We start from the raw sequence: 19,718 nt of genomic DNA, 5'->3' as shown, positions 1-19,718 counted from the left end.
CGGAAAACCGCCCACACTTTTCCTGGAATTGCTCTAGCGAGCTCGCCGGCGCCGGTGTTGGATCAGCCGGTCAAAGATACTGCGCTACCTTCTTGCCGACGGTCAGGAAGCGCAGCGGGTCGACCGCCTCGCCGCCGTGGCGCACTTCGTAGTGAAGGTGCGGGCCGGTCGAGCGGCCGCTGCTGCCAGTCTTGCCGATGACGTCGCCGGCAGCTAGCTTCTGGCCGACGGCAACATCGATCTCGCTCAAATGCCCGTAGCGCGTGGCAAAGCCGTTGCCATGGTCGACCTCGACCATGCGGCCGTAGCCGCCGGCCCAGCCGGCGCGGGTGACGGTGCCGGCGGCCGTGACCTTGGCCGGCATGCCGATCGGGGCCCTGAAATCCATTCCGGTATGCAGGGCGGCGGTGCCGAGGATCGGATCGGTGCGCACGCCGAACGGGCTGGTCACCGTACGGCCAGGGGCAGGATTGGTGAGCGGCAGCTTGCGCGCCTCCTTCTTCACCTCGTCTAGTGCATCGAGCGCCTCGTCCAACTCCTTGACTCGGCTGTCGAAAACCATCGAGGGATCAATCGGAACCAGCGGGCCGCCGACATCGCTCTTGTTAAGTTCGCTGTCGACCGGCAGGCCCGCCGCTTCCAGTGCCTGGGCGATGGCATCGGCATTCTTGTAAGCGTTGTCGGCAAGCGTGGTGATGCGCGAAAGCTGCTGGGTTTCGATGGCCTTCAGCGAGGCATTGATTGAGACGAACAGCTTGTCGGCGCGATCGGCGGCCGTTTCGCCGTCAAGCGGCTCGGACCTTGTCGACCAGAGCGAGAAGGGCCTGGTGTCGCCGGCGCTCAAGGATGCGACGGAATAGGTCGGCGCCTGCGAAAGGCTGCCGGTCACCTCGGCGTGGTCATCGGGCTTGGGCGCCGCCGCGCCGGTTGCGGGTGTGTCGCCGACCTCGTTCTCGGCGCGCTCTAGGATCGGCCCGAGCCGTCCGTGCCGCTCGCTGAGCTGGGTCTGCCTGGCCAGCAGCTCGCTGACCTTGGTCTCCATCTGTTGCTGGTCGAGAAGCTGGCGGCTGGTGATGCGGTCGACCTGGGCGCGAAGGGCCGAGATGCGGTCCTCATAGGCCTGCTGCATGCGCGCCTGCCTTGCCGTCGTGGCGCCGATCAGGTCGTCGCGCAGCACCAGATAGGACGTGGCGAGTAAATAACCGATGGCGATGGCCGCCAGAGCGGAGCCGATAAAGGCGGCGAGCCAGGGGCGGATGGTGAAATGCCTTATCTCATTGCCCCGGGCGATGATGACCGTGTGCGGTTCCTTGCGTCTGCCGAAGACAGCTGACTGACCGGTTTGTTTCACGGGACCGAGCTTTCGTTACGGGGCCAACGACAAGCTCGATTACACATTATTAGGGTTAACAAAGTTTTGCCGCGTCGACAGCGCAGGCCTGAATGCACGCAGCACGGGCAGGAGGTTGCACGAAAATCTCCGGGACGCGGACACCATGCCGCGAAATCGTTGGCGATGAACACCAATATTGTGCCACGAGCAGCCTGCAGCCCGCAAAGCAAGGCTCGGGTTTCTTAACTGTCTTCGATTGCATTTAGTTGACGTTTTTCGAGTAAAGGCGTGTTGGTATTTGAGGTTCACCGTGACGGTAGGAATGCTGGACGATCTGGTTGGCAAGATCTTCGACAAGATTTCGGGCACCAGTCTGCTGGCGACCGGGCTTTTGCTGCTGACTGCCTTTGTCAGCGCGCTCGTGGCCTACTGGCGCACGGTCGAGGAGAGGAGCTGGAAGGAGTTTTTCGAGTTTGCCATCCCGCATGAGGTTATCACCCATCCCTCCGCGAAGGCCGACCTGCTGTTCTGGGTCACGAAAAAGGCCTTGATGCCGTTCCTGATGTTGCCTGCCGGAATCGTTTTCGTCACGGCAGTGGGGTACGCGACCAACTGGCTGTTTTCGACACTGTTCCACTTTCAGCCGCCTCTGATCGAGGGGCCGGCGGGGCCGGTGACGGTTCTGATCTTCACCCTCAGCATGCTCCTCGCCTACGACATTTCCTATTATCTCTATCACGTTGCCCAGCATCGCTATCCGCTGCTGTGGGAACTGCACAAGGTGCATCACTCGGCCGAGGTGATGGTCGGAATCACCAAGGACCGGGTCCATCCGCTCGACGAGTTGATGAACCGAGCTTGGGACGGCATCATCGTGGGGCTCTGCTTCGGCATCTGGTCGCTGATTTCGCTGAACCTGGTCGAATTGACCGTTTTTGGCGTCAACGTCTATGTCATGCGTAACATCCTGATGATGGATTTCGTCAGGCACACGCATTTCAAGATCTCGTTCGGCCCGCTCAACAATTTGATCCTGTGTCCTCACTGGCATCAGTTGCATCACAGCGTCGATCCGCGCCACTACGACAAGAACTTCGGGTTGCTCTTCTCGTTCTGGGATCGGCTCTTCGGAACATTGTGTGTGCCGAGGCCCGACGAGGACTTCAAGTTCGGGCTGGTCGACCGCGATGTGCGCGACTATCAGTCTCTCGCAGGCCTTTACCTCATGCCGCTGAAGCGGATGTGGGGGCATATTGCCAGGCGCATCCGGCCCGGAAAGCCACGGTCGCTCACCTCGCGATCCTCGGAGGGGACACGGCCATGAACGCTCCCGTTATGCTCGCAGTCCCGCGGACACGCACCTTCGAAGTCGTGACATCGGCGGTGCGCCTGGCCGAGATCGCACCGGCCTGGAGCGCGCTCTGGAAGCGGGCTGGCGGGCTTGTCTTCCAGCACCCGGACTGGATCGCGGCCTGGTGGCGCACCACCCCGCAGCAGGAGCGGCGCGCGCTCAGGATTGGGCTTGCCTGGAACGGCGACCGGCTCGATGGCGTGATAGCGCTCGCGACCTTCAGGCGTTCCGGCATCCGCATACTCGAATGGGCGGCGAAGGATCACAGCGACTATGGCGACGCGCTGGTTGCACCTGACAGCGATCCGCGGGCGATCTCCCGCCTCTGGCAGTATGTTTTTGACCAGGGTGGCTTCGACCTGATCTATCTCAACCGTCTACTACCGGATGCCGGTGTTCATGCCCTGCGGGAACCGGCTCATGGCAAGGCGCTTCGGCCCAACCACCGCACTGAAATCAGCTATCGTGTCGCTGGCTCCTGGCAGCGCGGGGCGGAATGGTTCGAGACGTTGTCCAAGAAGGGTCGGCAGAACTATCGCCGTGGCCGCAAGTTCATGGAAGAAAGCGGTGCATTGCGCTTCCGGCTGCTGGATGCGAAGGATCCACGCGAGCCGGTGCTCGAGCGCGTCGCGACGTTGAAGCGTCTCTGGCTCGCGCGCCATGGTCGTGCCTCGGATCTATTCGACAAGGGCTCGCCGGTTCTCGCCGCGCTTATTTCAGTGCTGGCCGACCTCGGGCTGTTGCGCATCTTCGTGCTGGAGCTTGACGACACGATCGTCGCCGTCTCGATCAACTTCGAGCAGCACGGCACGATGATGGCTTTCGTCACCACCTATGACCCCGAATACGAGCGCGCCTCGCCGGGTATGGTACTGATGATGGACTATATCCAATGGTCGTTCGACCGTGGCTTTGCCACGATTGATTTTCTCTGCGGCGGCGAGGATTTCAAGCGGCGCTTCGCCACGCAATCAGTCACGCTGTCGTCCATGATAGGCGCGCGCGGCTTGCGTGGCCATCTTGCCGCGCTGGCCGATCAAGTGAGCCATGTTTCGAAATCCTGGAGGACGCGGCGGCAGCTGAAGGCCGAGGCACCTGACGAGTAACGATCATAATTGTTGATTGCTTTGTGGGCTTTGGCGACGCTCAAAGCGCGCGCACGGCCTCGAGCACCGCTTCGGCGTGGCCCTTGACGCGAACCTGGCGCCAGATGCGGGCGATGCGCCCGTCCTTGCCGATCAGGAAGGTGGCGCGCTCGACGCCCATATATTTGCGCCCGTACATCGTCTTCTCGACCCACAAATGATAGGCCTCGATCACCTTGCGCTCCTCGTCCGCGACGAGGTCGACGGTGAGGTCGTGCTTCGCCTTGAATTTGTCGTGTTTCTTCACGCTATCAGGCGATAGCCCGATCACCACGGCGCCAGCCTTCTCGAACTCCGGCTTCAACTGCGAGAAGCCGATCGCTTCGGTGGTGCAACCTGTGGTGTCGTCCTGCGGATAGAAGTAGAGTACAACGGGCTTGCCCCGGAACGCGGCGAGGCTGAGAGAGCCGCCGCCGTCACGCGGAAGATCGAATTGCGGCGCTGCGTCGCCCACGTCGAGATCAGCCATATCGATGCCCTTGTTTGCGGTTACGCGCGGGAAATCATCGATATAACGTGAGGCGGGGATTCGTCCACGACGAGTTCGTCACAACGGAATATTGCTTGGATCAGGAAGAACCGCAGCACGAGAAGATCAGGTTCAGGCGTGACGAGATCACCGACCTGGCGATGCTCCCGTCCGCGTGCAGCGTGCCGCCGCTCGGCCGGGCGGCAGTGCGGCGGCGCTTCCGCATTCTCGGCCGCGTGTTTGCCGGGTTTTGCGCGCTCCTGCTTTTGGCGGCGGCGGGCGTCTATGTCCTCGGCGCTTCCGGTATAGGCACGGAGCGCCTCCGGGCGGAGGCGGAGACGGCCATCGAAAAGCTCGCCGGCGTCGATGTCAACGTCACCGTCGGCGCGGCGCGACTGACGCTCGACGGGTCGAGCTTTATCGCCCTGCAGGTGAACGATGTCAGCCTGAAGACAGCCGACGGCAAACCGATGGCCGATATCGGGCGCGTGCGTTTCGGCATGCGCTTGCTGCCGCTGCTTTCCGGCGACGTCCGGCTAACCAGCGCCAGATTTTCCGATGCTCATATCGTGGTGGCCGCCATGCCCTCCGGCGGCGGCGACTGGACGGCAGCGCTGCGCAACGAGGAAGGGCTTGTCGACCCGGAGAAAGTGTCGGCGGCGGTGTTTTCAAGCGTCAACGACGCGCTGGATGCCGTGCGCGAGGACTCGATGCGCCAGATCGATCTGCGCAATGTCGAGTTCGAGCTGCCGGACACCGGGCTGGTCAAGCGCGTGACCGTCGCCTCGGCAACCGTCGCGCAGACCGGCACGGGAAGCATGCAGGCCTCCTACGATGCCGATGTCGATGGCCGACATGCGACTTTGATCGCCTCGGCGACGCGCGATGCGACGGCTAGGCGCATTTCGTCGCTGGACGCCAACCTCGAGATAGAAGGCGCCCCCGGCGAAGACAGTTCGACCGGAACCGCCCCGACGGCCGACGGCGCCAAGCTGGGTTCGATCGCATTGAAGCTTTCCGGCTCGGAAGCGTCAGGCGACAGCCCGTCGCGCCTGGCGGCTTCGCTCTCGCTCAAGGGTTCGGTGCTCGACCTGGACGAACGCGGGTTGCTGCCGACCGATGTCGATGCCGATGCCACGCTGGTGGCCGGCTCGAACAAGATCTCTGTCGACCGGCTGCGGATCGGGAGCGGCCGCTCCAGCTTCGACCTTGCCGGATCGATCGGGCCGAAGCCGGCGGTGGCGGGGGAGGAGCCAGCCTACCGCTATGACCTCACCAGCGACGGCTCGACGCTGGCGCCTTCGGAATCGCCAGAACCGGCGCTTCAATTCGTGGCCCGCATCGCCGGCGTCTACCAGCCGAACAGCCGCAAGCTCGTCGCCGAGCAGATCGGCGTGCGCTCCGGCGGGCCGGGCGAGGTGCTGGGCGCCGCCACGGTCGCCTTCATCGACAACGGCCCGCCAGGGGTATCGCTGTCGCTCAACGTGCACGACATGCCGGTTTCGCATGTCAAGCAATTGTGGCCATGGTTCTCGGCCCGCAATGCGCGGCTCTGGGTGCTGGGGAATCTGTTCGGGGGCATAGTGACCGACGCCAATCTGCAGTTCCAGGTGGCGCCGGGGCGCCTGGGCAACGGCGTGCCGCTCACCGGCGACGAAGTGTTCGGCCGTTTCCAGATCGAGGGGTCGCGCTTCGATACCGCCGGGCGCATCCCGCCGGTCCGCGACGCCGTCGGCGTGGTTGCGTTCCACGGCAACGATGTCGACATCGCGCTCTCCTCGGGCAGCGTCTATATGCCGAGCGGCCGCACCGTGGCGGCAAGCGGCGGCACGTTGACGATCAAGAACGCGAACCGACCGATTGTCGTCGGCGGGCTCGACATCGACGTCGCGGGTGAGGCGCCGGCGATCGCCGAGCTTGCGTCCTACGAGCCGATCAATGCCATGCGCCATGTCGGACTGGCGCCGGAAGACCTTTCGGGGACCGTTACCGGCCACGTCAAGGCGGACATTCCACTGACGAAGGGCATGGACACCTCGACGCTCGATTGGCTGGTTTCGCTCGACTATCAGAACCTGTCTTTAGCCAAGCCGTTCGAAGACCAGACGGTGACTGGCGCCGATGGCTCGATAACCGTAGGGCCGAAGCAGGCGGTGATTTCGGCCGAGGCCAAGCTCAACGGCATTCCGGCCGAGCTCGACCTGGTCGAACCGCTCGAGGATGATGGGCCGGCGCGCAGCCGCAAGATCGCGCTGGTTCTCGACGACAAGACGCGCAACGCCAGCATGCCGGGCCTGTCGGACCTGCTTTCGGGAACCATCAAAGTGGCGATCGACAAGAGCGGCGAGGGTGCCCAGCAAGTCTCGGCGGACCTGACCAATGCCAGGCTCGATATTCCCTGGGCCGGCTGGAGCAAGGGCGTCGGCATTCCCGCCAAGGTCGCTTTCAACATGGCGAAGTCCGGCAGCACCACCACGCTTTCGGACTTCGAACTCGGCGGAAAGAGCTTTTCAATCGACGGCGATGTGACATTGGTCAACGGCTCGCTGTCGTCGGCCCGCTTCACCAAGGTGGCGCTCAACCGCGGCGACGACGTCGCGGTCTCGGTCAAGCGCTCCGGCAAGAGCTATGCCGTCGATGTCAGCGGCGCCTCGCTCGACGCACGCTCGCTGATCAAGCAGTTCACCTCGGATGTCGACACCGCCACAAAGGGCGCCGGCAATGGTGCGATCTCGGTCAGTGCCGATGTGGCATCGCTGACCGGTTTCCATGACGAGGTGCTCTCCAACCTCAAGCTCGAATACAGCGCCGCCGGATCGCGGGTGAATGGGCTAAACGTCACCGCCGCGGCAAGCTCCGGCGCCGCGATCACCATCAACAACACCACCGGTGAAGGCGGTCGCTCGCTCAGCGTCAAGTCGGCCGATGCCGGCGCGATCCTCCGTTTCCTCAACGTCTACGAGCATATGGAAGGCGGTGCGATCACGCTGTCGCTCTCGGGCGCCGCCGACGGACCGATGAAGGGACAGGTGGATGCCCGCAATTTCTATGTCGTCAACGAGCCAAAGCTCGCCTCGATCGTGTCGACGACGCCGGCCGGCGACACGCGCAGCCTGAATGAGGCCGTCAAAGGCAATATCGACACGTCCAGGGTGCAGTTCGAGCGCGGCTTCGCCGAGATCGACAAGGGTTCCGGCTATCTGAAACTGGCGAACGGCCTGCTGCGCGGTCCGCGCATCGGCACGACCTTCCAGGGAACGCTCTACGATCCGAACAACAACATGGACATGACCGGCACCTTCATGCCGGTCTATGGTCTCAACCGCATCTTCGGCGAATTGCCTCTGTTCGGACCGCTGCTCGGCAACGGACGCGACCGCGGCCTGATCGGGGTCACCTACCGGCTGCGCGGCAACGCCAACAAGCCGACGCTCAACATCAACCCGCTATCGGTCGTGGCGCCCGGGATATTCCGCTCGATCTTCGAGTACAGGCAGCAACCATCCCAAAATGCGCAGTAAGCCGCGGCCGATCAGCTCGGCCGCACCAGGACGTGCTTCTTCTTGCCGAGCGAAAGCTTCACGACGCCTTCCGGACCGAGATCCTGAAGCGTGACGACGCGCCGGTCGTCGGTCAGCGGCTGGTCGTTGATGCGCACGGCGCCACCCTGGATGTGCCGGCGCGCCTCGCCGTTCGAGCCGGCGAGCCCGGCGGTGACGAACAGTGCCAGGATGCCGAGGCCGGCCTCGAGGTCCGATCTGGCCACCTCGACGCTGGGCAGCGTGTCGGCGAGCGCGCCTTCCTCGAAGGTCTTGCGCGCCGTTTCGCTTGCGGTCTCGGCCGCGTCGCGGCCGTGCAGCATGGCGGTGATCTCGGTGGCGAGGATCTTCTTCGCCTCGTTGATCTCCGAGCCGCCGAGCTTCGCCAGCCGCGCGACCTCATCCAGGGGCAGCGTCGTGTAAAGCTTCAGGAAGCGCCCGACATCGGCGTCCTCGGTGTTGCGCCAGTACTGCCAGAACTCGTAGGGCGACAGCATGTCGCCATCGAGCCAGACGGCGCCAGAGGCCGACTTGCCCATCTTGGCGCCGGAGGAGGTGGTGAGCAGCGGCGTGGTCATGGCGAAGAGCTGCACGCCCTCCATGCGGTGGCCGAGGTCGATGCCGTTGACGATGTTGCCCCACTGGTCCGAGCCGCCCATCTGCAGCCGGCAGCCGACGCGCTTGTAGAGCTCGACGAAGTCGTAGGCCTGCAGGATCATGTAGTTGAATTCGAGGAAGGACAGCGACTGCTCGCGGTCGAGCCTGAGCTTCACGGAATCGAAGGCCAGCATGCGGTTGACGGAGAAATGCCGGCCGACATCGCGCAGGAAGTTGACGTAGTTGATCTGCATCAGCCAGTCGGCGTTGTTGACCATGACCGCATCGCCCGGGCCGCTGCCGAATTTCAGGTAAGGCGCGAAATTGCGGCGGATGCCGACGAGATTGTCGTCGATATCCTGCGGGGTCAGAAGCTTGCGCGCCTCGTCCTTGAAGGACGGGTCGCCGATCATCGAGGTGCCGCCGCCCATCAGCGCGATCGGCCGGTGGCCAGTCTGCTGTAGCCAGTGCAACATCATGATCTGGATCAGCGATCCGGCATGCAGGCTCTTGGCCGTGGCGTCGAAGCCGATATAAGCGCTTACCGTTTCCTTGGCGAAAAGCTGGTCGAGGCCGGTTTCATCCGAAATCTGATGGATGAAGCCGCGCTCGCTCATGATGCGCAGGAAATCGGATTTGAAGGCGGACATTTTTTCTTCCTGGAGGTCGCCGGGCACTTGGCCGTGCTTGATATGAAGGCGCGCGTTTAGCATCCGCGGGCGATCAGCAAAAGTGGTTTCCGGTTTTGCGTCCGATCGCCCGCCAAACAAAAGACCGGCGATCAGCAAAAGTGGTTTCCGGTTTTGCGTCCGATCGCCCGCCAAACAAAAGACCGGCGATCAGCAAAAGTGGTTTCCGGTTTTGCGTCCGATCGGGAGGCGCCCACGTGTCCTTGCTTCGCCCTTTTTGCTGGCGTAATGAGGCGCCGCGCAACGCGCCGCCGGGGCCATCCCGCAATTTAGATCGGAAAAGCTCCCGCGATGAACAGGAACTACCTCTTCCTCTTTCTGTTCAGCATCGTCATGACCGTCAGCGGGCTGGCAAGCCTGCCGCCGGTGGACCGCGATGAATCCCGTTTCGTCCAGGCGACCAAGCAGATGGTCGAGACGGGCGACTATGTCGACATCCGCCTGCAGGACGTCACGCGCTACAAGAAGCCGATCGGCATCTACTGGCTGCAGTCGGCGGCCGTTGCGCTCAGCGGCGAGGGGGCCGCGGCGCCGATCTGGGTCTATCGCCTGGTCTCGATGCTGGGCATTGCGCTGGCCGTCGTCGGCGTCGGCTGGACAGGCACAAAACTCTTCGGCGCCAATGCCGGGCTGGCCGCCGGCCTGATGATGGCGGCGATCTTCGCCACCGCATTCGAAGGCCGCGACGCCAAGACCGACGCGATGCTGCTGGCCTGCTGCGTGCTAGCGCAAGGCGCGCTGGCGCAGGTCTACTGGGCTTCGAAGCGCAACGAACCTGTTCCCGGGCATCTGCCCTGGATCTTCTGGATCGCGCAGGGGCTGGGCATCCTCATCAAGGGACCGGTTTCGCCGCTCTTGTCGCTGCTGACGGCCGCCGCGCTCTTTGCCTTCGACCGCGACTGGCGTTGGCTCGCCAAGATGAAACTGGCGCGCGGCGTCGTCATCGTGCTGGCGATCGTGCTGCCGTGGCTAATCCTCATCTCCTGGAAGAGCGGCGGCGCCTTCTTCCAGGAGGCGGTCGGCAAGGACATGCTGAACAAGGTGGCGCAGGGCGAGGAATCGCACGGCCTGCCTCCCGGCTTCTACATGCTGACCTATTCGCTGTTCATGTGGCCTTTCGGGCTGATCGCGGTCGGCGCCGGGCTCCAGGCCCTCAACCGCTTCCGGGACGATCCGCGCCTGCGCTTCTGCCTCGCCTGGTATATCCCGTTCTGGCTGGTGTTCGAGGCGATCCCGACCAAGCTGCCGCATTATGTCATGCCGGCCTATCCGGGCATGGCGCTGTTGATTGGCTGGCTGCTGACCTTGCCGGCGGACCAGGCCAACGCGCCGCTGAAGCGCTGGCAGACATGGCTTTGGTGGGCGACGGCTTTCGGCCTTGCCGTGGTGGCGATCGGCCTCGCCGTGGTCTGCGTCGGCGCGCCGCTTTATCTCACCAAGGCCTTTTCCTGGTGGAGCGTACCGGCGGCGATCGCCGCCCTGGTCACCGGCTATCTTGCCTTCCCGCGGCAATTGCAGGTGCCGCTTGCACGCATCGCCGCGATCGCGGTCGGCGCGGGCATCACCTTCAGCCTGCTGTTCGGCGTTATCGCGCCGTCGCTGAAACCGATCTGGCTCAGCCCCGCCGTCAGGGCCGCCGTCGACGCCAACCGGCTTTGCGACACAACCGTGCTTGCCTCGGCGAAGTTCCAGGAGCCGAGCCTGGTCTTCCTGGTCGGCACCAAGACCGTGCTCACGGACGTCGAGGGCGTGGGGAAGCATCTGCTGGCCGATCCCTCCTGCGCGCTCGGGCTGGCGCCGATCAAAGACGAGCAGAAGCTTACAGACGTGCTGACCGCCCAGGGCAAGTCGGCGAAGCGCCTGACCGAGATCGACGGGATCAACTATTCGTCAGGAGACAAGCTGTCGCTCGGGCTTTACCGGGTGGCGCCGTGATGAATAGCGTCGGGCGTCGAATGTCCCTATAAGCACGCGCCAAAGCCATGTCCGTCGCGCCCCTTGCCCTTTACCGCCGCTCGCTCGGCAATTTCAGCGACACGATGTCGATCGTGCAGCGGCGCTTTGCCGTACGCCCGGCGCGCTATCCGCGAATTTTGTGGAGTGTCTGGCTGCTGGCCTGGGCGCTACTCATCGTGGCGGTTTTCCTGCGGCTCGACGCCGGCGCCGGCGAGATGCGCGGCGAATGGTCAGCGGGCTTCGTGCGCTTCACCGATTTCTTCACGCAGTTTGGCCTCGGCGGCTGGTATCTCATTCCGGCGGCACTCTGCCTGGTCGCCGCCAATCTGACGGACTGGCGTGGCCTGTCCAGGGATGGGCGGATGCTTGTCTACAACTGGACGTGTTTCGCCTTCCTGGTGCTTTGCGCCGTCGGCCTGTCCGGTCTCGCGGTCAACGTCCTGAAATACGGTATCGGCCGGGCCCGGCCGCTCTATTTCGACAGTTTCGGCGTGCTGTCGCTGCATCCCTTCGCCATGGACGCGCGTTTTGCCGGCTTTCCGTCCGGCCATGCCACGACGATGGGCGCGGTGTTCGGCATCCTGCTGCTGCTGTTCCCGCGGCGCTGGTACCTTGCGCTGGCGGTCACGGCCTGTATCGCCTCGACGCGCGTCTTCGTCGGGGCGCATTATCCAAGCGACACGGTTGCGGGCTTCGGCCTCGGGCTGGCGTTTGCGGTGGTCTCGGGGTTGGTCTTCGCCCGGCTCGGTTTCATCTTCGGCCGCTCGGGGTCGAAATTGCCGATGCCCAAGCGGACATTTCGGCTGTGGTGGTCCGATCCGCCCAATGTCAGGATATCGATGGCCGGGCAGTCCCACGCCGCCGAAGAGAAGACAGAGGACAGACAGTAGGTCTCTTCGAAGGGTCTGCGGACCCTTCCGCAGGTCAGCGCAGCCGCTTCGGCCTCGGATCGGCGAGCTCGCCGGCGAGGCGCCGGTCGAGATAGTCGGCACATTCCTGGATGAGCAGTTCGGAATCGTTGGCGAAGAAGTGGTTGGCGCCGGGAATCGTCTTCTGCGTAATGGTGATGCCCTTCTGCGTATGCAGCTTGTCGACCAGCCCCTGCACGTCCTTCGGCGGCGCCACCTTGTCGGCATCGCCATGGATGATCAGGCCGGACGACGGGCAGGGCGCCAGGAACGAGAAATCATAGGTGTTGGGCTGCGGCGCGACCGAGATGAAGCCTTCGATCTCCGGCCGGCGCATCAAAAGCTGCATGCCGATCCACGAGCCGAAGGAATAGCCGGCCACCCAGCAGCTCTTGGAATCCGGATGCAGCGACTGCACCCAGTCGAGCGCCGCGGCCGCATCCGACAATTCGCCGGTGCCGTGGTCGAATTCGCCCTGGCTGCGGCCGATGCCGCGGAAATTGAAGCGCAGCGTGGTGAAATCGCGCTTCTGGAACATGTAGAAGAGGTCGTAGACGATCTTGTTGTTCATCGTGCCGCCGAATTGCGGGTGCGGGTGAAGCACGATGGCGATCGGCGCGCTCTTTTCCTTCGAGGGCTGATAGCGTCCCTCCAGGCGACCAGCCGGACCGGCGAAAATGACCTCAGGCATAAAATACTCCACGTGGCATATGAATGCGCTAGCCCGGAACTCTTCTGGCCCCACTCTCATGAGGCCCCACACCTTCTGTGGCCTTGACGCCGGGCGAGCGTGTTCCTAGAAGCTAGTTTAGAATTGTTCAAAACTGGGAGGCCGAAACCCGATGGTCCGGCCGCCCGCGCCGCAAGCCGGGTAAATAGGACGGCTTGCCTTGCAATTTCAAGGAAATAACGCGCTATCCTCGCGGGATAGTTGGCGGAAGGACGAACTGAGCGAAAATGGCCGCAACCCGCGCCTATCTCGACTACAACGCCAGCGCGCCGCTCATTGCGGAAGCGCGGGCGGCGATGGTCGCCGCGCTTGATGCCGCCAACCCGTCATCGGTCCATACGGAAGGGCGCGCCTCGCGCCGGCTGGTCGAGGACGCGCGCCGCGACGTGGCGCGGCTAGTGAATGCCAAGCCCGAGCATGTCGTCTTCACCTCCGGCGCCACCGAGGCCGCCTCGACGCTGCTTGGGCCGGACTGGCAGATGGGGCGCGGCTCGATCCGCATGAGCCATCTTTATGTCTCGGCGACGGATCATCCCTGCATCCTGAATGGCGGGCGGTTTGCGCCTGCGCAGGTGACGAAGATCGGCGTCGACCGGAACGGCATTGCCGATCTCGACGCGCTTTCTGCCGCGCTTGCCGCGCATGACAAGACCGCCGGCCTGCCGCTGGTGGCGATCCACGCCGCCAACAACGAGACGGGCGTCGTCCAGCCGGTCGGACGCATCGGCGAAATCGTCAAGGCCGCCGGCGGGGTGCTGGTGGTCGACGCCGTTCAGGCCGCCGGTCGGATTCCGCTCGATATGTCAGTTCCTTATGCCGATTATCTGATCCTGTCCTCGCACAAGATCGGCGGCCCGAAGGGCGTCGGCGCGATCGTCGCCGCATCCGACCTGATGATGCCGCGGCCTTTGGTCAATGGCGGCGGCCAAGAGAAAGGCCATCGCGCCGGCACGGAAAACGTCGCCGGGATCGCCGGTTTCGGCGCCGCCGCGCGGGCTGCCCTGGCAGGCCTGGACGATGTCGATGCCGTTTCGCGGCGCCGCGACGGGATCGAAGCCATCGTGACCGAACTGGCGCCGGACGCGGAAATCTTCGGAAATGGCGCTCTAAGGCTTGCCAACACGACATTCTTCGCTATTCCCGGCGTCAAGGCCGAGACGGCGCAGATCGCCTTCGATCTTGCCGGCGTCGCGCTGTCGGCGGGATCGGCCTGCTCGTCGGGAAAAGTCGGGCCAAGCCATGTGCTGAAGGCGATGGGCCATGGCGAGAGCCTGGGCGCCTTGCGGGTCTCGATCGGCCGCGCGACCGGCGCCGAGGATATCGAGGCCTTCCGGGCCGCGCTGGCCGGCATCGTCGCCCGCCGCGCGGGCAAGGAAGAGGCCGCCTGACGGCGGCGGAGCATCGGAGCGAGAGACGCCGTACGGCTCTCGGATTTCCGCTGCTCGGAAACGAATTCAGGCCTTATGGCCTGGTAGAGCCGTGCGTTTTGTCCTGGCCGGGTGAATTTCCGGCGGACACGCACTATATGGAACTTACTCCGCCGCGAGCCCCCTGGGGCGCGATTTCGGCGGTGCCATAGTTTGAAAACTGTCGGGCCTTGACCCCGGCGTGGATGGAGAACGCTTATGCCTGCTGTGCAGGAGACGATCGATCGAGTCCGAAAGATCGACGTCGACCAGTATAAATACGGATTCCAGACAGAGATCGAGATGGACAAGGCCCCCAAGGGCCTGAGCGAAGACATCATTCGCTTCATCTCGGCCAAGAAGGATGAGCCGGACTGGATGCTGGAATGGCGTCTGGGAGCCTATCGCCGCTGGCTGACCTTGGAAGAGCCGACCTGGGCGCGCGTCCACTATCCGAAGATCGACTTCCAGGACATTTACTACTACGCCGCACCGAAGAGCACGCCAGGGCCGAAGTCGCTGAGCGAAGTCGACCCTGAATTGCTCAAGGTCTACGAGAAGCTCGGCATCCCGCTCAAGGAGCAGGAGATCCTGGCCGGCGTGCAGAAGACCGGGACGGTCGACGCCGAAGAAGAAGAGGTTGGCGACAACGTCTACAAGTCGGGCCGCGTCGCGGTCGACGCCGTGTTCGATTCCGTTTCCGTGGTCACCACCTTCAAGAAGGAGCTGGCGCAGGCCGGCGTCATCTTCTGCTCGATCTCGGAAGCCATTCGCGAGCATCCCGATCTGGTGAAGAAATATCTCGGCTCGGTCGTGCCGACTACGGACAATTTCTACGCCACGCTGAACTCGGCCGTGTTCACCGACGGTTCGTTCGTCTTCGTGCCGAAGGGCGTTCGCTGCCCGATGGAATTGTCGACCTATTTCCGCATCAACGAGAAGAACACCGGCCAGTTCGAGCGCACGCTGATCATCGCCGAGGAAGGGGCTTACGTCTCCTATCTCGAAGGTTGCACGGCGCCGCAGCGTGACGAGAACCAGCTGCACGCCGCGGTGGTCGAGCTGGTCGCGCTTGACGATGCCGAGATCAAATACTCGACGGTGCAGAACTGGTATCCGGGCGACGCCGAGGGCAAGGGCGGTATCTACAATTTCGTCACCAAGCGCGGCGACTGCCGCGGCGACCGCTCGAAGATTTCGTGGACGCAGGTCGAGACCGGTTCGGCCATCACCTGGAAATATCCGAGCTGCATCCTGCGCGGCGACGATTCCAGCGGCGAGTTCTATTCGATCGCCGTGTCGAACGGTTACCAGCAGGTCGATAGCGGCACCAAGATGATCCATCTCGGCAAGAACACGTCGAGCCGCATCATCTCCAAGGGCATCGCCGCCGGCTTCTCGCAGAACACCTATCGCGGCCAGGTCTCGGCGCATCGCAAAGCGGCCAACGCGCGCAACTTCACCAATTGCGACTCGCTTTTGATCGGCGACCAGTGCGGCGCGCACACCGTGCCTTACATGGAGGCCAAGAATTCAACGGCGCAGTTCGAGCACGAAGCGACGACGTCGAAGATCTCCGAGGACCAGAAATTCTACGTCATGCAGCGCGGCATTCCGGAAGAGGAGGCGATCGCGCTGATCGTGAACGGCTTCGTCAAGGACGTCATCCAGCAGCTGCCGATGGAGTTCGCCGTCGAGGCGCAGAAGCTGATCGGCATCAGCCTCGAGGGTTCGGTCGGCTGACCGCAATACGATATTCAGGAAGAGATTATGCTTGAGATCAAGAATTTGCATGCCCGCATCGTCGATGACGGCACCGAGATCATCCGTGGCCTGAACCTGACGGTGAAAGCCGGCGAGGTTGCCGCCATCATGGGCCCGAACGGTTCGGGCAAGTCGACGCTGTCCTATATCCTCGCTGGCCGCGAGGACTATGAGGTAACCGAGGGCGACATCCTCTACAACGGCCAGTCGATCCTCGAGATGGATCCGGCCGAGCGCGCCACGGCGGGCATCTTCCTCGCTTTCCAGTATCCGATGGAGATACCCGGCGTGGCGACCATGGAATTCCTGAAAGTGGCGATGAACGAGCAGCGCAAGGCGCGCGGCGAGGAACCGCTGAAGGTGCCGGAGTTCCTGAAGCGCGTGAAGGAAGCGGCGGCCTCGCTCAGCATGGACATGAACATGCTGAAGCGGCCGCTCAATGTCGGCTTTTCCGGCGGCGAGAAGAAGCGCGCCGAGATCCTGCAGATGAAGCTGCTCGAGCCAAAACTCTGCGTGCTCGACGAGACCGATTCCGGCCTTGACATCGACGCGCTGAAGATCGTCTCGGACGGCGTCAACGCGTTGCGTTCGCCGGAACGCGCCATCGTCGTCATCACCCACTACCAGCGTCTGCTCGAGCACATCGTGCCGGACTCGGTGCACGTGCTCTACAAGGGCCAGGTCATCAAGTCGGGCGACAAGTCGCTGGCGCTCGATCTCGAGGCCAACGGCTATGCCGGCGTGATCGGCGAAGCGGCGTGAGATGGCGGTCGAGGCAAGAGCCATGAACATGCACGCACAGCCCCAGCGGACATTGGTCGAGACGGCGCTGATCGACGCCTTCGGCGAGCGGTTGTCGCTGCTGCCCGGCGACGGCGCGGTGATGGTCAAGCGCGACGACGCGATCGAGGCGATCAAGCACGGCCTGCCGACCCGACGCGTCGAATCCTGGCATTATACGGACCTGCGCCGGCTGCTCACCTCGGTGCCGGCTTTCGAGGCCGGCGCCGTCGTCAAGGCGCTTGCGCCTATCCTTGAAGGCTCGGCGGTGCTTCCGCTGCTGAACGGCGTCTCCAACGCCAAGCTGCCGGAGATCGAAGGCGTCACCGTGCAGCGCCTGTCGGAGAAGCTCACTGACGGCAGCGTCGCGCCCGGGCTCGATCCCTATGGCAGCGACGACGCGATCGGCGCGCTCAACACCGCCTTCGTCGCCGACGGCTATTTTGTCGATATCGCCGACGGCGTGGCGCTGGAAAAGCCGGTCGAATTGCAGAACCTTCAGTCCGGCGGCCAGTCGCATGTGCGGCTCCTGGCGCGCGTCGGCGCCGGCGCAAAGGCGATTGTCGTCGAGCGCCAGGCGGGCGAGGGCGACGAGGCGCTCGTCTCTTCGGTCAGCCAGCTCGTAATCGGCGACGGGGCGGAAGTGACCTGGCTGATCGTGCAGGAGCAGCCGGACACGGCCACGCATCTCGCCCAGTTCAAGGCGCATATCGGCAAGGATGCCAAGCTGACGCTGTTCGTGATGAACGCCGGCGGCAAGCTCGTGCGCCAGGAGGTCGTCGTCAGGACGACCGGCGAAGGCGCCGATTTCAAATTGCGCGGCATCAATCTTCTGGCCGGCGACACGCATACCGACACCACCATGGTGCTCGACCACGCGGTGCCGCACACGACCTCGACCGAGGTGATGCGCAATGTCGTGACCGGCAAGGCGCGCGGCGTCTTCCAGGGCCGCATCAACGTGCATCAATACGCGCAGAAGACCAACGCCAAGATGGCCTGCAACACGCTGTTGTTGTCAGACGACGGCGAGTTCTCGACCAAGCCGGAGCTGGAGATCTTCGCCGACGACGTCGTCTGCGGCCATGGCGCCACGGTCACCGAGATCGACCACAACCATCTGTTCTACCTGATGGCGCGCGGCATCGACGAGAAATCGGCGCGGGGCCTTCTGGTGAAGGCGTTCGTGGCCGAAGTGATCGAGGAACTGGACGACGAGGCGCTGGTCGAGGCGCTGGAAGAGCGGCTCGACGGCTGGTTTTCGACGCACGGGTAGCGCTCTTCCTTCTCCCCTTGTGGGAGAAGGTGGATCGGCGCGCAGCGCCGAGACGGATGAGGGGTGTTGGAAGGATCGCGGCCTTGGCCGGCAAGGACTTGGAAATGGACCAGAAGATCGAAACCACCCCCTACGACGTCGAGGCGATCCGCCGCGACTTCCCGATCCTGTCGCGCCAGGTCTACGGCAGGCCGCTGGTCTATCTCGACAACGGCGCCTCGGCGCAGAAGCCGCAGGTGGTGCTCGACACGATCCAGCATGCCTATTCCCAGGAATACGCCAACGTCCATCGCGGGCTGCATTTCCTGTCCAACGCCGCGACCGACGCCTATGAGAATGCGCGCAAATCCGTGCAGCGGTTCCTCAATGCGCCGAGCACCGACAACATCGTCTTCACCTCCAACACCACCTCGGCGATCAATACAGTTGCTTACGGTTACGGCATGCCGCGGATCGGCGAAGGCGACGAGATCGTGCTCTCGATCATGGAGCACCATTCCAACATCGTGCCGTGGCATTTCATCCGCGAGCGGCAGGGCGCCAAGCTTGTCTGGGTGCCGGTCGATGATCTCGGCGCGTTCCACATCGAGGAATTCGAAAAGCGATTGACCTCGCGCACGAAACTGGTTGCCATCACGCAGATGTCCAATGCCTTGGGCACGGTGACGCCGATCAAGGAGATCGTGCGCATCGCGCATGCGCGCGGAATTCCTGTCTTGGTCGACGGCAGCCAGAGCGCCGTGCACATGCCGATCGACGTGCAGGACCTCGACTGCGATTTCTTCGTCTTCACTGGACACAAGGTCTACGGCCCGTCCGGCATCGGCGTGCTCTACGGCAAGAAGGACAGGCTGGAAGAGATGCGGCCCTTCATGGGCGGCGGCGAGATGATCGAGGAGGTGACGGAGGACATCGTCACCTACAACGAACCGCCGCACCGTTTCGAGGCAGGCACGCCGCCGATCGTGCAGGCGATCGGCCTGGGTGCTGCGCTCGACTACATGGAAACAATCGGCCGCGAGCGGATCGCAGCACACGAGGCGGACCTCAAGACCTATGCGCATGAGCGGCTGCGGGCGATCAATTCGCTGCGCATCTTCGGCGACGCGCCGGGCAAGGGCGCCATCATCTCGTTCGAATTGCAAGGTATCCATGCGCATGACGTGTCGATGGTGATCGACCGGCAGGGTGTTGCGGTGCGGGCGGGCACGCATTGCGCCCAGCCGCTGTTGAAACGCTTCGGCGTCACCTCCACATGCAGGGCATCGTTCGGCATGTATAATACGAAGGCCGAAGTCGACGCTTTGGCCGAGGCGCTGGAAAAGGCGCGAAAGTTCTTCGGGTGATGATGATGGACGATGTGAGCGCGACCGCTGAGACTGTTCCGGAAACGGCCGGCAACGGCATCGTTTCGGCCTCGGCGATCCCCGCCGACGAGCTGGCGCGGCTGACCGACGATATCGTTTCGGCGCTGAAGACCGTCTACGACCCGGAAATCCCGGCTGACATTTATGAGCTCGGCCTCGTCTACAGGATCGACATCGAGGACGACCGGTCGGTCAAGATCGACATGACCTTGACCGCGCCGGGCTGTCCGGTGGCTGGTGAAATGCCGGGCTGGGTCGAGAACGCCGTCGGCGCCGTCGAAGGCGTTTCCGGCGTCGAGGTCAAGATGACCTTCGATCCGCCGTGGACGCCCGACCGCATGTCGGAAGAGGCGCAGGTGGCGGTCGGGTGGTATTGAGCTTGACTTGCACGCTAGGTGAAACTTCACC

15 protein-coding genes are annotated in these 19,718 nt (G+C 63.6%); 11 read left to right on the top strand and 4 right to left on the bottom strand.

The features are described from left to right. Positions 1-70 precede the first annotated feature (70 nt). Positions 71-1,351 carry a M23 family metallopeptidase gene (locus RFM52_RS19070; RefSeq protein ID WP_320295891.1) on the bottom strand — a complete coding sequence of 427 codons (1,281 nt, stop codon included), beginning with the start codon at positions 1,349-1,351 and terminating at the stop codon, positions 71-73. A 304-nt stretch (positions 1,352-1,655) separates the two neighbouring features. Between RFM52_RS19070 and RFM52_RS19065 the strand changes: the two genes are divergently transcribed. Then, positions 1,656-2,657, top strand: coding sequence for a sterol desaturase family protein (locus RFM52_RS19065; RefSeq protein WP_320295963.1), 1,002 nt, complete (start codon positions 1,656-1,658; stop codon positions 2,655-2,657). Further along, the gene (locus tag RFM52_RS19060; protein ID WP_320295890.1) at positions 2,654-3,790 is read left to right on the top strand and encodes a GNAT family N-acetyltransferase; all 1,137 of its coding nucleotides are present in this window, start codon (positions 2,654-2,656) and stop codon (positions 3,788-3,790) included. Before RFM52_RS19065 ends, RFM52_RS19060 begins: the two co-directional genes overlap by 4 nt. A 40-nt stretch (positions 3,791-3,830) precedes the next feature. Here the strand turns inward: RFM52_RS19060 and RFM52_RS19055 are convergent, their stop codons facing one another. Beyond that, positions 3,831-4,298: a peroxiredoxin gene (locus RFM52_RS19055; RefSeq protein ID WP_320295889.1), complete on the bottom strand. Its 468-nt coding sequence runs from the start codon at positions 4,296-4,298 to the stop codon at positions 3,831-3,833. Between the two features lie 95 nt (positions 4,299-4,393). On the opposite strand from RFM52_RS19055, the gene RFM52_RS19050 reads away from it, so the two are divergent. Further along, a complete protein-coding gene (locus RFM52_RS19050; protein WP_320295888.1) occupies positions 4,394-7,819 on the top strand; it encodes a YhdP family protein in 3,426 nt (1,141 codons plus the stop codon). Between the two features lie 11 nt (positions 7,820-7,830). On the opposite strand, the gene tyrS is transcribed toward RFM52_RS19050, so the two are convergent. Then, positions 7,831-9,084, bottom strand: coding sequence for a tyrosine--tRNA ligase (gene tyrS, locus RFM52_RS19045; RefSeq protein ID WP_320295887.1), 1,254 nt, complete (start codon positions 9,082-9,084; stop codon positions 7,831-7,833). Between the two features lie 330 nt (positions 9,085-9,414). Between tyrS and RFM52_RS19040 the strand changes: the two genes are divergently transcribed. Then, on the top strand, positions 9,415-11,058 hold the full coding sequence (locus RFM52_RS19040; RefSeq protein WP_320295886.1) for an ArnT family glycosyltransferase: 1,644 nt from the start codon (positions 9,415-9,417) through the stop codon (positions 11,056-11,058). A 47-nt stretch (positions 11,059-11,105) separates the two neighbouring features. After that, the gene (locus RFM52_RS19035) at positions 11,106-11,969 is read left to right on the top strand and encodes a phosphatase PAP2 family protein (protein ID WP_320295885.1); all 864 of its coding nucleotides are present in this window, start codon (positions 11,106-11,108) and stop codon (positions 11,967-11,969) included. A gap of 34 nt (positions 11,970-12,003) precedes the next feature. On the opposite strand, the gene RFM52_RS19030 is transcribed toward RFM52_RS19035, so the two are convergent. After that, positions 12,004-12,678, bottom strand: coding sequence for an alpha/beta hydrolase (locus tag RFM52_RS19030; RefSeq protein ID WP_140815574.1), 675 nt, complete (start codon positions 12,676-12,678; stop codon positions 12,004-12,006). 266 nt (positions 12,679-12,944) lie between these two features. Here RFM52_RS19030 and RFM52_RS19025 point away from each other — a divergent pair, with 266 nt between their 5' ends. The 6 genes from RFM52_RS19025 (at position 12,945) to RFM52_RS19000 (ending at position 19,687) form a co-directional block, all read left to right on the top strand. Next, a complete protein-coding gene (locus RFM52_RS19025) occupies positions 12,945-14,105 on the top strand; it encodes a cysteine desulfurase family protein (RefSeq protein WP_320295884.1) in 1,161 nt (386 codons plus the stop codon). Positions 14,106-14,342: 237 nt separating this feature from the next. After that, positions 14,343-15,866: a Fe-S cluster assembly protein SufB gene (gene sufB, locus RFM52_RS19020; protein ID WP_320295883.1), complete on the top strand. Its 1,524-nt coding sequence runs from the start codon at positions 14,343-14,345 to the stop codon at positions 15,864-15,866. A gap of 27 nt (positions 15,867-15,893) precedes the next feature. Beyond that, positions 15,894-16,649 carry a Fe-S cluster assembly ATPase SufC gene (gene sufC / locus RFM52_RS19015; protein WP_042644485.1) on the top strand — a complete coding sequence of 252 codons (756 nt, stop codon included), beginning with the start codon at positions 15,894-15,896 and terminating at the stop codon, positions 16,647-16,649. A 22-nt stretch (positions 16,650-16,671) separates the two neighbouring features. After that, positions 16,672-17,943: a Fe-S cluster assembly protein SufD gene (sufD, locus tag RFM52_RS19010; RefSeq protein WP_320295882.1), complete on the top strand. Its 1,272-nt coding sequence runs from the start codon at positions 16,672-16,674 to the stop codon at positions 17,941-17,943. Between the two features lie 104 nt (positions 17,944-18,047). Further along, a complete protein-coding gene (locus RFM52_RS19005) occupies positions 18,048-19,289 on the top strand; it encodes a cysteine desulfurase (RefSeq protein ID WP_320295881.1) in 1,242 nt (413 codons plus the stop codon). 5 nt (positions 19,290-19,294) lie between these two features. Then, positions 19,295-19,687 (top strand): SUF system Fe-S cluster assembly protein, encoded by a 393-nt coding sequence (locus RFM52_RS19000; protein ID WP_320295880.1) that lies wholly within the window; start codon positions 19,295-19,297, stop codon positions 19,685-19,687. The last annotated feature ends 31 nt before the right edge of the window (positions 19,688-19,718 follow it).

The sequence above is a fragment of the Mesorhizobium humile genome, assembly GCF_033977215.1.
Lineage (GTDB): Bacteria > Pseudomonadota > Alphaproteobacteria > Rhizobiales > Rhizobiaceae > Mesorhizobium > Mesorhizobium humile.
The sequence above is the reverse complement of the archived record's forward strand: the minus strand, read 5'-3'. Positions and strand labels throughout refer to the sequence as shown.